The sequence below is a fragment of the Xanthobacter sp. DMC12 genome (assembly GCF_056314105.1).
Genome location: NZ_JBQUYZ010000008.1, coordinates 151,405 through 165,295, shown reverse-complemented (window position 1 = coordinate 165,295; position 13,891 = coordinate 151,405). Strand labels below are relative to the sequence as shown.

The 13,891-nt window shown below is 69.0% G+C and carries 13 protein-coding genes; 7 read left to right on the top strand and 6 right to left on the bottom strand.

All coding sequences use genetic code 11. The annotated features are described in order from the left end of the window. Positions 1-18 precede the first annotated feature (18 nt). On the bottom strand, positions 19-804 hold the full coding sequence (locus ACT535_RS23585; protein WP_168457119.1) for a Bax inhibitor-1/YccA family protein: 786 nt from the start codon (positions 802-804) through the stop codon (positions 19-21). A 193-nt stretch (positions 805-997) separates the two neighbouring features. Between ACT535_RS23585 and ACT535_RS23580 the strand changes: the two genes are divergently transcribed. After that, the gene (locus ACT535_RS23580; RefSeq protein ID WP_476366239.1) at positions 998-1,912 is read left to right on the top strand and encodes a hypothetical protein; all 915 of its coding nucleotides are present in this window, start codon (positions 998-1,000) and stop codon (positions 1,910-1,912) included. On the opposite strand, the gene ACT535_RS23575 is transcribed toward ACT535_RS23580, so the two are convergent. Then, positions 1,900-2,826 carry a DMT family transporter gene (locus ACT535_RS23575; RefSeq protein WP_476366238.1) on the bottom strand — a complete coding sequence of 309 codons (927 nt, stop codon included), beginning with the start codon at positions 2,824-2,826 and terminating at the stop codon, positions 1,900-1,902. The genes ACT535_RS23580 and ACT535_RS23575 overlap by 13 nt on opposite strands. A 97-nt stretch (positions 2,827-2,923) precedes the next feature. Here ACT535_RS23575 and ACT535_RS23570 point away from each other — a divergent pair, with 97 nt between their 5' ends. Further along, entirely contained in the window at positions 2,924-3,781 is an 858-nt protein-coding gene (locus tag ACT535_RS23570; protein ID WP_168457122.1) for a LysR family transcriptional regulator, read from the top strand. A gap of 10 nt (positions 3,782-3,791) precedes the next feature. Here the strand turns inward: ACT535_RS23570 and ACT535_RS23565 are convergent, their stop codons facing one another. After that, positions 3,792-4,733: an ROK family protein gene (locus tag ACT535_RS23565; protein ID WP_168457123.1), complete on the bottom strand. Its 942-nt coding sequence runs from the start codon at positions 4,731-4,733 to the stop codon at positions 3,792-3,794. Between the two features lie 519 nt (positions 4,734-5,252). On the opposite strand from ACT535_RS23565, the gene ACT535_RS23560 reads away from it, so the two are divergent. The 3 genes from ACT535_RS23560 to ACT535_RS23550 are packed head-to-tail and all read left to right on the top strand — an operon-like array spanning position 5,253 to position 7,858. Beyond that, on the top strand, positions 5,253-5,966 hold the full coding sequence (locus ACT535_RS23560; RefSeq protein WP_168457672.1) for a Tim44/TimA family putative adaptor protein: 714 nt from the start codon (positions 5,253-5,255) through the stop codon (positions 5,964-5,966). A gap of 3 nt (positions 5,967-5,969) precedes the next feature. Continuing rightward, positions 5,970-7,265 (top strand): murein transglycosylase A, encoded by a 1,296-nt coding sequence (gene mltA, locus ACT535_RS23555; RefSeq protein ID WP_476366237.1) that lies wholly within the window; start codon positions 5,970-5,972, stop codon positions 7,263-7,265. Then, the gene (locus ACT535_RS23550; protein ID WP_476366236.1) at positions 7,262-7,858 is read left to right on the top strand and encodes a Smr/MutS family protein; all 597 of its coding nucleotides are present in this window, start codon (positions 7,262-7,264) and stop codon (positions 7,856-7,858) included. The genes mltA and ACT535_RS23550 overlap by 4 nt, the downstream gene beginning before the upstream one ends. 12 nt (positions 7,859-7,870) lie before the next feature. Here the strand turns inward: ACT535_RS23550 and pdeM are convergent, their stop codons facing one another. The 3 genes from pdeM to ACT535_RS23535 all read right to left on the bottom strand — a co-directional run bounded on the left by pdeM (position 7,871) and on the right by ACT535_RS23535 (position 11,287). Next, positions 7,871-8,572, bottom strand: a complete 702-nt coding sequence (gene pdeM / locus ACT535_RS23545; RefSeq protein ID WP_476366235.1) for a ligase-associated DNA damage response endonuclease PdeM — start codon at positions 8,570-8,572, stop codon at positions 7,871-7,873. 67 nt (positions 8,573-8,639) lie between these two features. Next, a complete protein-coding gene (locus ACT535_RS23540; RefSeq protein ID WP_476366271.1) occupies positions 8,640-9,101 on the bottom strand; it encodes an NUDIX hydrolase in 462 nt (153 codons plus the stop codon). Positions 9,102-9,106: 5 nt separating this feature from the next. After that, positions 9,107-11,287, bottom strand: a complete 2,181-nt coding sequence (locus ACT535_RS23535; protein WP_476366234.1) for a primosomal protein N' — start codon at positions 11,285-11,287, stop codon at positions 9,107-9,109. An 85-nt stretch (positions 11,288-11,372) separates the two neighbouring features. On the opposite strand from ACT535_RS23535, the gene obgE reads away from it, so the two are divergent. Together obgE and proB are read left to right on the top strand one after the other, a co-directional pair. Next, positions 11,373-12,410 (top strand): GTPase ObgE, encoded by a 1,038-nt coding sequence (gene obgE / locus ACT535_RS23530; protein ID WP_168457127.1) that lies wholly within the window; start codon positions 11,373-11,375, stop codon positions 12,408-12,410. A 181-nt stretch (positions 12,411-12,591) separates the two neighbouring features. Beyond that, positions 12,592-13,776 (top strand): glutamate 5-kinase, encoded by a 1,185-nt coding sequence (gene proB, locus ACT535_RS23525; protein ID WP_476366233.1) that lies wholly within the window; start codon positions 12,592-12,594, stop codon positions 13,774-13,776. The last annotated feature ends 115 nt before the right edge of the window (positions 13,777-13,891 follow it).

Here is a 13,891-nt window from a genome sequence, read left to right as displayed (position 1 = left end):
CCCCTGCGGGGCATCGCATCAGTTGTTGCGGTTGCCGAACAGCTGCAGCAGCATCATGAACATGTTGATGAAGTCCAGGTAGAGCGCGAGAGCGCCCATGATGGCCTTCTTGCCCGCGACGGCGACGTCGTCGCCGACGAAGTACATTTCCTTGATGCGCTGCGTGTCGTAGGCGGTCAGGCCCGCGAAAACCAGCACGCCGACCACGGACACGATGAACTGAAGCATCGTCGAGCCGAGGAAGATGTTCACCAGCGAGGCGATGATGATGCCGAACAGGCCCATCATCAGGAAGGAACCCATGCCGGACAGGTCACGCTGCGTGGTGTAGCCGTAGAGGCTGAGCGCACCGAACGAGGCGGCGGTGATGAAGAACACCCGCACGACGCTCTCGTGGGTATACACGAGGAAGATCGTCGAGAGCGAAATGCCCACCAGCGCCGCATAGACCCAGAAGGTGAGCTGGGCAGCCGATACGCTCATGCGCTCGATGCGGAAGCTCAGAAAGAAGACCGCCGCGAGCGGGGCCAGCATCACCACCCACTTCAGCGGGCTCACGAACAGAGCGTAACCGAACTGCGTCAGCATGATGCCGCCGGCAACACGGCCCGCGGCCGACGCCGGATCGGTGGTCACCGAAAGCATGTAGATGCCGAGCGCTGCCGCGCCGGTGATGGCGAGGCCCAGCGCCATGTAGTTGTACACGCTGAGCATGTACGTCCGCAGCCCTTGGTCGATCGCGGCCTGCGAGCGTGCCACCGACGGGTTGAAACGCCCGGCGACGTTGCGATCATAATCGGACATCGTCGTTCCCCTTGAAGAAATCTCAAACGCCCAAGACCGGCCGAGGCCGAGCCTGCGCGTTCGCCGTCAATATGGTGGGTTCGCGATGAGGCGGCAAGACGAGGCTGGATGAAATTTACGCAAGGTCACTTTACGTCAGGCATACCGTTGCGGCTGCGTTAAGGTATAGTTTCAACCCGCATGGGGTCAGGGCATGCGGACGGGGGATTATCTCAAGCGCCGGATTGCGGACGGGCGGGCATGTCTTGCCGCCTGGGCACTGGCGCGTGGAAAAATTTACGTCGGCAAATTCGCTTTTGAACGGACTAGGTTCTGCCTTCCAAGCGCGCTCATTGCCCTGATTGTTCCGGCCGTTCCTGCGCCGGTACGCGGCGGCGCCTGGACGCAGGAGGAAGGGCACGGGCAGGTCATCCTGCAAAGCTCGGCAGCCTATTCCGCGACCGAATTCGGACCCTCGTACGATCTCTATGCCAGCCGGCCCTATGACAAGGTGGAGGTCACCCTCGTCTTCGAGTACGGCGCTACCGATTGGCTGACGTTGGTCGCAGCGCCTCAGTTCCTCTCGGTCTCGTTCGGCGAGCCTTCGCCATCGTCCTATACGGGGCTGGGCTACCAGGATGTCGGGGCGCGCGTGCGGCTGTGGCGCGACGACACGAGCGTCGTCTCGGCGCAGGTCGTCGGCCGCTTTCCGGGTACCGGGAATTCCCAGAGCGCCGCCGCGGTGGGCTACGAGGACCCCGAGATCGACCTTCGTCTGCTCTATGGCCTGTCCTTCACGATGTTCGGAAAGCCCGCTTTCCTCGATGTCCAACTCGCCCAGCGCATGCGCTTCGGTCCGCCACCGGACGAACTGCATCTCGATGTCACGTTGGGCTGGCGGGTTGTCGAACGCTGGCAGCTTCTCGCCCAGTCGTTCTCCGTGATCTCGGAGGGGGCGGGCACGGGGCCGTACTTCGGTGACTCCTACGAGTATTACAAGTTGCAGATGGGCGCGGCCTACGATCTCTCGGCGGCCGTCACCCTGCAATTATCGGTGTTCGGCACCGTCTTCGCCCGCAACGCGCCGCAGGAAAACGGCGTGGTGCTCGCCGCCTATTACCGCTTCTGAGACGCCGGCGCAGTGGTGACGAGGCGGATGCCGAGGGCGATCGGCACGATGCCGACGAGATCGAGCGGCGGCACCGGCTCGCCCAGCAGGAGCCATCCGAACATCAGCCCAAGCGGCGGCATCAGGAAGTGCAGGGCGCTCGCGCGGGTGGCGCTGGTGCGGCCGAGGATGAAGAACCACAGGCTGAACGCGCCGACCGAGCCGGCCAGCGTCAGCCAGGCGAAGGACAGGCCCAGCGTGAGGGTCGGGTGAATGGATGCCACGTCCTCCCGCCACAGCGCCACCGGCAGCAGCGCGAGCCCGCCCGCCAAGGACTGGATGCCGCTGCCGACGAACAGGGACGCGGAGGTGCGCACCTTCTTGAACATCAGCGTCGCCGCCGTGAGCGCCAGCAGCGCGCCGACCACATAGGTGGTCCCGAGCGGATCCTCATGGCCCGAGACGATGCGCGAGCGCACCACGATGGCCACGCCGATCATGCCGAGAACCAACCCGAGCAGCTTGCGCCCCGTAAGCCGCTCCCCCAGCAGCATCGCCGCGCCGAGGGCTGTCAGCAGCGGATTGGCGGAGACGAGGACGGCGGTGAAGCCCGACGACACATGGGTCATGCCCACGTAGCTCAGGCCGAGATAGACCGCGTTGTTGAGGATGCCCATTGCGGCGAGCGCTGCGATATCGCGCAGGTTCAGGCGGCGGAAGTGGGAGGAGGGGAGGAACAGCAGGCAGCCACCCAGAACGAGCAACCCGGCCACGAGGAAGCGTCCGGAAAGGAGCAGCAAGGGCGGACAATCCGCCAGCGCCACCTTGGCGACGGCGAAGGCCGAGCTCCAGATGATGCAGAACGCCGCGATAAAGACGGGCAGCAGTGCGTCTGTCCGCCGGGAGGCGGCGAGGGGAAGGGGGGTGGCGGTCATGTCATCTCCTGAACTGCAGAGAAGCACGCCGATCAAGCATTGAAAAATTGAATGATTCGATATTAGCTAGTGGAAATTTGAATGTTGTGGGTGCCCCATGCTGGATATGGATCTCCTGAAGGCGTTCGTGAGCGTGGTGGATGCGGGTGGCTTCACCCGCGCGGGCGAGCGCGTCCATCGCACGCAGTCGACCGTCAGCCAGCAGGTGCGGCGGTTGGAAGACCAGCTCGGCCACCAGCTTTTGATCCGCGACGCCCGAGGCGTGAGCGTCACCGCCGAAGGCGAGCGTCTGCTCGGTTACGCCCGGCGGATTCTTGCGCTCGGCGCGGAGGCCCGCGCCGCCTTGTCCGGGGTGGCGCCGGCCCGGGTGGTGCGGCTCGGCATCCCGGACGATTTCGCCCTCGCGGCCCTGACCTCGGTGGTTGCCGAATTCGCGCGGGCGCGCCCTGCGGTGCGCCTTGCGGTGGAGTGCGGGCTCAGCTGCGATCTCGATGCCGGCTTTACCCGCGGCGAACTGGATGTGGTGCTGCTCAAGCGCGAGCCCGGCTCCGGACCGGCGGTGGCAGCTTGGCCCGAACGCCTGGTGTGGGTCTGTGGGGCGGGCTTCGAGCCGGAAGAGGAGATCGTCAGCCTCGCCGCCTTCCGGCAGGGCTGCCTTTACCGCAACCGGGCCGTCCACGCCTTGGAAAGGGCCGGTCGCTCCTGGCGCGTGGCCTATGAATGCCCCAGTCTGATCGGCATCGAGGCGGCCCTTGCGGGTGGTTTGGGCGTGACGGTCCTGAGCGACCTTGCGCTCAATCCCAGGCTCAAGGAACTGCCCACGTCCGACCTCTGGCCTGCGATCCCGCCAACGGAACTCGCTCTGCGCGCCGCCGGCAACGCCTGTTCCGCCTCGCGGGAGCTGGCAAGCCTGATCGCCGCCTTCTGCGGCCGGGAAGCCCGCGCCGCAGCCTGACCACGCGGCGTCAGCACTCCACCAGCAGGCGGCGGCCGATCTCTCCGATGCCGACGAGCCCGGGCGTCGCGTGCATCACCACGTGAATGGGAATCTGCGCCAGGCGGTCGTGATAGGGCGGGTGCTCCTCGAACGCGGTGCGGAACGGACTTTCGGCGAACAGATGCGCCATGGCCCGGCCGACGCCGCCGCCCACATACACGCCGCCCTTGGCATCCACGGCGAGCGCGAGGTCGCCCAGCACTCGGCCGAGCAGGCGCAGGAAGATGTGGCAGCTTTCCTTCTCCTGCCGCTGACCGTCCAGCGCCGCCTTGATGATGGCGTGGGAGGACAGGCTCTCGCCGGAGAGGATGCGGTGCAGGCGCACCAGTCCGGGACCGGAGAGCACGTGCTCCACCGATACCGGGCCGAGGTCGCGCACCAGATGGGCCACGATGCGGGCCTCGTCGGTGGTCACCGCGCCGAGGCGCATGTGCCCGGCCTCGCTGGCGAGCACCTCGTAGCCGGCTTCCCGCGGCAGGATGAGGGCGGTGCCGAGTCCGGTTCCCGGGCCGGACAGCAGCATGGGCGCGCCGGCAACGGCACGGCCGGTGCCCACCTCCAGCAGATCGTCGCGGGTGAGCAGCGGCAGACCGTGGGCGAATGCCTCGAAATCGTTGAGCACCGAGAGCCGCTGGAACGAGAGATCGGCCGCGAGCTTTTGCGTGGAGAAGCGCCAGTTGCGGTTGGTGAGCCGCACATCGTCGCCGTCGATGGGGCCGGCCACCGCGAGGGCGCCGCACTTGGGGGCCTCTCCGCTGACGGAGGCGAGGTACGTGCCCAGCAGATCCTCGAGCGAGGCATAAGAATCGTTGGCTTCGAGCCGGACATCGAACGGGATGCCGTCGGCGCCGGCCCGGGCGACCCGGGTCGTGGTGCCGCCGATATCCGCTAGCAGGACTGTGGGAGCCATTGGTGAACCCGATGGTGGAGAGCTTCTACTGCGCCAAGCGTGGCCGGGACGCAAGCGCGCCGGCCCCACCGGTGCCGGCGGGATCTCAAGCGCGACGGGGCCGTTGCGGTTCCCCCGTGCCTCTCGTCATCTCGCAGGTCTGGGCCGCGATCCTGCCTCAGGGGTCGTGCCGGCTGAAAGAGGGGCTTTTATCTTCCGAAGCCGTCTTCTGTCCGTTGGTGAAATCACCTCGCCCGCCCAAATCCGGTCGTTTGGATGACGTAACGTTATGATGAGTGACGGACCAACCGCAGCGCAGTCGGGTCCGTCGCTGCGACGGGAGGTGGCGCGGGCGGCCGCGGTGGCTTAAGCTTCCTTGGAAAAGGTGCGCTTCCCAAGCGCAGGGGCTGGCGATAAGGCAGCTTCGACGTACATAAGCTGAAGGACCGGAAACGCGCGCGGCGGGGTGGGCGTGACTGGTCGAGGCAACCCGGCGGCCCGGAAAACCGGCTCGCCCGAGAGGCATGGCGAAGCGCAGTGCTGGATATCTATACGATCATCTTCCTGGCCCTCGCGGTCTTCATCTTCGTGCGGCTGCGCAGCGTGCTGGGGCAGAGGACGGGGCGCGAACGGCCGCCTTATGACCCCTACTCCCGCGATACCGCCCGTCCGCCGCAGCCTGCGCCCGAGGGCAAGGTGGTGACCCTGCCCGAGCGCAATGGTCCGCCGCCTGCCGCCGCGGGCCCGGCCGAGGTGGAGGCCCCGGCGTTCCGGTGGGAGGGCGTCGCGGCCGAGGGATCGGCGACCGCCGCCGCGCTCGACGAGATCGCCCGCATCGAGCCGGATTTTGACGCCAAGCATTTTCTCACCGGTGCCCGCGCGGCCTACGAGATGATCGTTACCGCCTTTGCCGAAGGCGACCGGCGGCAGCTCAAGGATCTCCTGGCCAAGGACGTGTATGACGGTTTCGTCTCTGCCATCGCCGACCGCGAGAGCCGCAAGGAGACGATGGAATCCCGCTTCGTTTCCATCGAATCGGCGGACCTGCAGGACGTCACGGTGCGCGGGACCAATGCGCAACTCACCGTCCGTTTCGTGTCGAAGCTCATTTCCGTCACCCGCGGCCCGGATGGCTCGGTGGTGGACGGCAGCCCCGACACGGTGGCCGACGTGACCGACGTGTGGACCTTCGCCCGCGATCTCGGCACGCGCGACCCCAACTGGAAACTGGTGGCCACGGAAGCCGCACAGTAGCCCATGGCACAGGCGCGCGCCGTCACAGCCGGCGTGCGGCGCGTCTCTCCCGGCGTTGCCGCACGCGGCGCGACCCTTGCCGGGATCGTGGGGGCGGTCTTCGTGGCGACGTCCGCCTGCGCCGCCGACCCCGCCTCTCGGCCCATCTCCGCACCGGCCATGTCGCTCCAGCCCATCGTTCCAGCCTTAGCCGGGGCCAGGCTTGAGCCCGTCCCTTTTGCCGCGCTAGACGGCTGGACCGCTGACGACCATGCCGCGGCCTTCGCCACCTTTCGCGCAAGCTGCGCGGCGTTGAAGACGCCGCCGAAGGAGGTGGGCCCGCCCTCCGTGCCGACGCTCGCGGGCGGCTTGCGCCGTGCCTGCGCCTCCGCCGCGCGGCTGGGGTCAACCGTGCCGTCGCCGCGCCTTGCACGCCTATTCTTCGAGGCTAATTTCCGCGCGTGGAGGGTGGTCCCTGACGGGGGCGATGGCGGCTACTACACCGGCTATTACGAGCCGGAGGTGGAAGGATCGCTCCAGCCGGGCAACGGCTTCGACGTTCCGGTCTATGGGCGTCCCGACGATCTCCTCATGACGGGACCCGGCGCCACGCCCAATTCCGGCCCCGCCTTCCGGCGGGAGGGGGGCGCCCTCGTGCCGTATCATGACCGCGCGGCCATCGAGGATGGCGCCTTGGCGGGGCGCGGGCTGGAGATTGTCTGGCTCAAGGACCCTATCGACCTGTTCTTCATGCAGATTCAGGGTTCCGCCCGCGTGCGCCTTCCGGACGGGCGCATCCTGCGGCTGGGCTATGACGGCTTCAATGGCCAGCCCTATCTGGCGGTGGGGCGGCTCTTGATCCAGCGGGGGCTGGTGCCGCGCGAAGAGATGTCCATGGCGCGCATCCGCGCCTTCATGGAAGCTGACCCCGAGGCGGGCCGGGCATTGCGGCGGGAGAACCGCTCGTTCGCCTTCTTCAAGGCCCTGCCGCTGGGCGACGATAAGGGCGCCATGGGGGCCCAGGGCGTGCCGCTCACGGCGGGGCGCTCGCTGGCGGTCGACCGCAAGCTCCACACCTACGGCACGCCGATCTTCGTGGAGGCGGATCTACCGCTGTCTGCCCCCGGCGCCGCCGAGCCGTTCCGGCGGCTGATGATCGCGCAGGATACGGGCTCGGCCATCGTCGGGCCGGCGCGGGCGGACCTCTTTTTCGGCGCCGGCGATGCGGCGGGCGCGGTGGCGGGCCGCATTCGGCATCGTGGCGTGTTCACCATGCTCGTGCCGCGCTTCGCCCCGGTGGATTCCGGGGGCGCGCCATGAGCCGCCGGGGCCGCCGCCGGGTGCTCGATGCGGAAGAGCGTGCGCTTTGGGACCATGTGGTGCGCTCGGTGAAGCGCCTGCGCCCTGAAAAGCCCGTTGGCGCCCAGGCCGTTGTGGCCGTCCCCGAGTTGCCCCCCGTCGTCGAGCCGCCGCCCGAGCCGAAGGCGAAGACGAAAGCCAAGGCCAGCACTCCGCCCAAGGCCGCCGCCGCCCCCGCTTCCCCGCCGCCCCCACCCCTCGCCGCCCTGGAGCCGAAGACGCGCCGCCGTCTCACCCGGGGGGCCGAGGTGGATGCGCGCCTGGACCTGCATGGCCTCACCCAGGCCGCCGCCCATCGCCGGCTGCGCCTGTTCCTGATTGAGGCGCAGGCGACCGGCCATTCGCTGGTGCTGGTCATCACCGGCAAGGGCGATCCCGAGCGCCTGATGAGTTCCGGGCCGGCCTTCGGCGAGGGCCGGGGCGTGCTCAAGCGGGCGGTGCCCCTGTGGCTGGCGGAGCCCGATCTGCGGGCGGTGGTGGTCGGGTTCGAATCCGCCGGACGACGCCATGGCGGGGAGGGCGCGCTCTACGTGCGCATCCGCCGCCGGCGCTGAGCGCCGTTCAGATCAGAGGCAGGCCGCCGCAGGCATCCCATAGGTGCGCCCCGCGCCGAGCAGGTGGGCGGTGAATCGGCGTGCCGGGAATAGCCGTGCGATGGCGGGATCGGCGACGCTCAACCCGCCGGTGTAGGCGCCGAAGGCGGGCAGGATCATGCGGCTGCCATCGGTGACGAAACACCGCCGCCGCACGCCCCGTCCGCGCGCGACCACGCGCGCCGCCGGGTGAAGATGTCCGCACACCTCGCCCGGCGCGGGTCCCTCTTCCGGCTCGTGGCGGAAGAGAAGGGGACCGAGGGCGAGCATGGCCGTGCCCTCGCCGCCGAGGTCGTGAGGCAGGGGATCGTGGTTGCCGGCGATCCAGATGAAGGTGCGGCCGGTCTGGATGCGCCGGATCTCGTCGCGAAGGGAGTCTGCCATGCGCTCGCCGGCCCAGCGGTCGTGCAGGCTGTCGCCCAGCGCGATCACCATGCGCGGCTGGTGCAGGGCGATGGCGGCGGAAAGGCGCTTCAACGTGTCGAGTGTGTCATAGGGCGGCAGCATCTGGCCCCGCCGGGCGAAGGCGGAGCCCTTCTCGAGGTGGAGGTCCGCCACCACCATCAGCCGCTCGTCCGGCCAGAGCAGGGCGCCGGAGGGGTCAAGCTCCAGCTCCGCGCCACGGAGGTCGATCCGTGCGAGGGAGAGGTCCGCTGATTCGGCGAGGGCGAGCATGGCGGCGGATTTTGCCCAACGGCGCGCCGCGAGCAAGCGGAACGGTGGTGCCGGCATTGACGCACCATCAGGGCCAGATTCCGGCCTCCGCGAGCATGGCGGCGACATCCTGCGGCCACACCTGCTCGGCGAGGGCGGCCAGCGCGTCCCTTGTCCACCACGCATGATGCACCAGCGCCTTGCGCTCATCTTCCGACCAGCCGTCGGACGAGACCACGAGACCGGGCGCGCGCACGAGGAAATAGCGCTCCCGCGAGCGCACGGGGCGCCCATCCGGCATCACGAACGCGACCTCGCGATGGGCGACGGCCGGGCCGGGGTGGGCGATGGCGAGGCCGGTTTCCTCCAGCAGCTCGCGGCAGGCGGCGGCCTCATAGGTCTCGCCGGGCTCCAGCCCGCCGCCGGGCGGGGCCCAATAGACGTTTCCGGCCAGCGCGCCCTCGGCATAGGCGAAGCGGAACAGCAACAGCCGGTCCTCGGCGTCGAGCACGAGGAGCCGGGCGGCAGGGCGGTCGATGGCATCGTCCATGGCGCTCACAGGAAGCTCTGCGGGTCCACGTCGATGGCGACCTTGATGTTGCCCGTCACCTTCGGTGCGACGGCCCGCCATTCCCTGAGATAGGCCGGCAGATCGAAATTGCGCGGCGAGCGCACCAGCAGTCGCCAGCGGTGGCGTCCGCGCAGAAGGGCCAGGGGGGCTTCCGCCGGGCCGAGGATGCGCACCTCCGGGACGATGGGTGCGGAGGCAATCAGGCGCCGGGCATGGCCTTCGGCCACATGGGCCTCGCTGGCCGAGACGATGAGCGCCGCCATGCGGCCGAAGGGCGGAAGCTGCGCCTCCTCGCGGGCGGCGATCTCCACGTCGTAGAAGGCGTCGCGATCGCCCGTCACGAGGGCGCGCATCACCGGATGCTCGGGCATGTGGGTCTGGATGAAGCCGCGCCCCTCCGCCTTGCCGCGCCCGGCGCGTCCGGCGACCTGATGCACCAGCTGGAACGTCCGCTCGGCGGCGCGCGGGTCGCCATGGCCGAGGCCCACATCCGCATCGACGACGCCCACCAAGGCGAGGCCGGGGAAATTGTGGCCCTTGGCGACGAGCTGGGTGCCCACCACCACGTCCACGTCGCCCTTCGCAACCGCATCGAGTTCGGCGCGCATCCGTTCCACCCCGCCCAGCAGGTCCGAGGAGAGGACGAGGGCGCGGGCATTGGGAAAGAGGGTCTGCACCTCCTCCTGCAGCCGCTCGACGCCCGGGCCGACCGGGACGAGGCTCTCCGGCGCATCGCAGGCGGGGCACTTTTCCGGCACGGGCGCCTGATAGCCGCAGTGATGGCAGGTGAGACGGCGGCGGAAGCGGTGCTCAACCAGCCAGGCGGAGCAGGAGGGGCAGCGCATCCGGTGGCCGCACGAACGGCACAGGGTGAGCGGCGCATAGCCTCGGCGATTAAGGAACAGGAGGGCCTGCTCGCCCGCCTCCAGCGTCTTGTTGATCTCCGCTTCCAGCCGCGGCGCGATCCAGCGGCCGCGCGGCGGGCCTTCCTTGCGCAGGTCGATGGGGGAGAGCCCGGGCACCTTGGCGCCGCCGAAGCGCACCGGCAAGGCGAGCCGCCGGTAGCGTCCGCGCCTGGCATTCACCTCGGTCTCGATGGAGGGCGTCGCCGAGGCCAGCACGATGGGCGCCGAAGCGAGGCGCGCGCGCACCACCGCCATGTCGCGGGCGTGGTAGCAGACGCCATCGTCCTGCTTGTAGGCCGGGTCGTGCTCTTCATCGACGATGATGAGGCCGAGATCCCGGAACGGCAGGAACAGGGCCGAACGTGCCCCCGCCACTACCTTCACCTGTCCCGAGGCCACCTCGTTCAGCACCTTGGCCCGCCGCCGGGTGGAGACGCCGGAGTGCCATTCCGCCGGCTTCACGCCGAAGCGCTCGGTGAAGCGATCGAGGAAGGCCTGGGTGAGGGCGATTTCCGGCAGCAGGATCAGCGCCTGCCGACCAGCGCGGATCGCTTCCGCAACTGCCTCGAAATAGGTCTCGGTCTTACCGGAGCCGGTCACGCCGTCGAGCAGGTGGACGGCGAATGTCTTCGCCTTCACCGCCGCGACCATGGTCGCTGCCGCCTCCGCCTGCGGCTGGGAGAGTTCGGGCACGGAATGGTCGGGATCGGGCGGGTAGGCGGCGGGCTCGGGCGGCAGGACGACGGCTTCCAGCGTACCGTCATCCACCAGCCCGTCCACCACGGAGGGGGATACGCCGGCCTCCCGAGCGGCCTCGGTCTTCCCGCGCACGAAGCCGTCGGCCAGCGTGTCCAGAAGCCGCGCCCGGGCGGCCGTCATGCGCGCCGGCGCCGTGCCGGTGAGCCTTACCCCAACCCGCTCGCGCGCCGCGCCCGGGCTTTCGCCGTGCCGCAGCGCCATGCGCAGCACCATGCCGCGCGGCGCCAGCGTGTAGTCGGCCATCCAGTCGATGAGCCTGATGAGGTCGGGCGGCAGCGGCACATAGTCCAGCTTCGCCTTGACCGCCTTGAGCTTGCCGGCCTCCACCGCCCTGCCGCCAGCGGCCTGCGCGCGCGGCCAGACCACGCCGATGACGCTCTTGGTGCCGAGCGGCACATGCACGAGGTCGCCGGGCGACACGGCCATCCCCTCGGGCAGGAGGTAGGAATAGGCGGCGTCGAGGCCGAGGGGCAGGAGGACATCGACGGTGCGCGGGCTCATGTTCGTCTTTTGGTCCGGCGCGCGGGAAAGGTCAAAGGGGGTTTCTCCCCTTGCGTTCCAGGTTGCGCGCGTCTACCTCGAACCCATGAAATTCCTCGATCAGGCCAAGGTCTATGTGCGCTCCGGTGACGGCGGGGCGGGGTGCGTCTCGTTCCGGCGCGAGAAGTTCATCGAGTTCGGCGGTCCCGACGGCGGCGACGGCGGGCGGGGCGGTGACGTGTGGATCGAGTGCGTGGACGGCCTCAACACGCTGATCGACTATCGCTACCAGCAGCATTTCAAGGCCAAGAAGGGCGACCACGGCAGGGGCGCCAGGTGCACCGGCGCCAAGGGCGCGGACGTGGTGCTGAAGGTGCCGGCCGGCACCCAGATCCTCGATGAGGACGAGGAGACCATCCTCGCCGACCTCACCGAGGTTGGCCAGCGCATCAAGCTTCTGGAGGGCGGCAACGGCGGCTTCGGCAATGCCCAGTTCAAGACCTCCACCAACCAGGCCCCCCGCCGCGCCAATCCCGGCCTCGAGGGGCAGGAGCGCTGGATCTGGCTACGGCTGAAGCTGATTGCCGACGCCGGTCTCGTTGGCCTGCCCAATGCCGGCAAGTCCACCTTCCTCGCGGCGACCACGGCGGCGAAACCCAAGATCGCCGACTATCCCTTCACCACGCTGCATCCCGGCCTCGGCGTCGTGCGGGTGGACGGGCGCGAGTTCGTACTGGCCGACATTCCCGGCCTGATCGAGGGCGCCCACGAGGGCGTCGGCATCGGCGATCGCTTCCTCGGCCATGTGGAGCGCTGCCGCGCGCTTCTGCATCTCGTGGACGGCACGTCCGAGCATGCCGGCAAGGCCTACAAGACGGTGCGTGCCGAGCTTGCCGCCTATGGCAATGGGCTCGACGAGAAGCCCGAGATCGTGGCCCTCTCCAAGGTGGATGCCCTCTCGCCCGAACTGCTCAAGCAGCAGAAGGAGCGCCTGCAGCGCGCGGCGAAGAAGAAGCCGCTGCTCCTCTCCGCCACCTCAGGTCAAGGCGTGCCGGAGGCGCTCAGGGCGCTTCTTGCGGTCGTGGAAGAGGCGCGCGGCGTCGAGAAGGAAGAGGCAGCGCCGCGGGAAGGGTGGCAGCCTTAGGGCGCCTTGCGGATCCGCCCCATCGGCTGACCGCGGACGGCCGGGCTTGAACATCGGGCAGGCTATGGCCTATGCCGTGGCCAAGGCGCATGACGTGCCGCTCCTCTTCAAGGGGGATGATCTCTCCCGCACCGACGTGCGCCGTCCGCACGCCTGACGTGCCTTGCCGGTTCACAAGTCCATGGCCACCCCCGAGACCGCCTCCCCCGAAACTGCCGTTGAAGCGTCTTCCGACGCGCAGGCGAAGACGCCCTCCTTCGCCGATTTCCGCCGCATCGTCATCAAGGTGGGCTCGGCCCTTCTGGTCGATCGCGCGCAGGGGCGGGTGCGTCTTGCCTGGCTGACCTCGCTGGTGGAGGACATTGCCGCGTTGCACGCCAAAGGCTGCGAAGTGCTGGTAGTCTCCTCCGGCGCCATCGCGCTGGGCCGCACCGTGCTGGGCCTGCCGTCGGGGCCGCTGAAGCTGGAGGATAGCCAGGCCGCCGCCGCCGTGGGGCAGATCGCGCTCTCCAAGACCTGGGCGGACATCCTCGGCCACTACAACATCACCGCCGGGCAGGTGCTGCTGACGCTGGGCGACACGGAGGAGCGTCGCCGCTATCTCAACGCGCGCTCGACCCTCGGCCGGCTGATGGAGCTGCGCTCCGTGCCCATCATCAACGAGAACGACACGGTCGCCACCGCCGAGATCCGCTACGGCGACAACGACCGCCTCGCCGCCCGCGTCGCCACCATGGCGAGCGCGGACTTGCTTGTGCTGCTCTCAGACATCGACGGCCTCTACACCGCCCCGCCCGCGCAGGACCCCAACGCGACCTTGATCCCGGTCGTGCCACGCATCGGGGCCGAGATCGAGGCGATCGCCGGCGATGCCGGCTCCGAGCTGTCGCGCGGGGGCATGCGGACCAAGATCGAGGCCGGCAAGATCGCCACTTCCGCCGGCACCCACATGGTGATCGCCTCCGGCCACGTGAAGAATCCGCTCAAGCGCATCATGGAGGGTGGCCGCTGCACTTGGTTCCTCACCTCCGCCAATCCGGTGCGTGCTCGTAAGAGCTGGATCGCCGGGGCGCTTGAGCCGCGTGGCACGCTGCATCTCGATGACGGCGCAGTGGCTGCGCTGCGGCGCGGGGCGAGCCTGCTGCCGGCCGGCGTGAAGCGCATCGATGGCCAGTTCGACCGCGGCGACGCCGTGGTACTGCGCGGCCCCGACGGCGCTGAAGTCGGCCGCGGCCTCGTCGCCTACGATTCCACCCACGCCGCCCGCATCATGGGCCACTCCACCTCCGAGATCGAGGCGCTGCTGGGCGTGAAGGGACGGTCGGAGATGGTGCACCGGGACGATCTGGCGCTCGGGGTGGAGTGAGGCTTCTTTTTCAACGCGTTACCCTTAGGTAACATGTTGTTAGTGCTCGACAGGTTGTGATCTGTCGCTTAGCGGTTGTGCTTGCCACGGCTGTGGGGCGGGCCGCGCGCGTCGC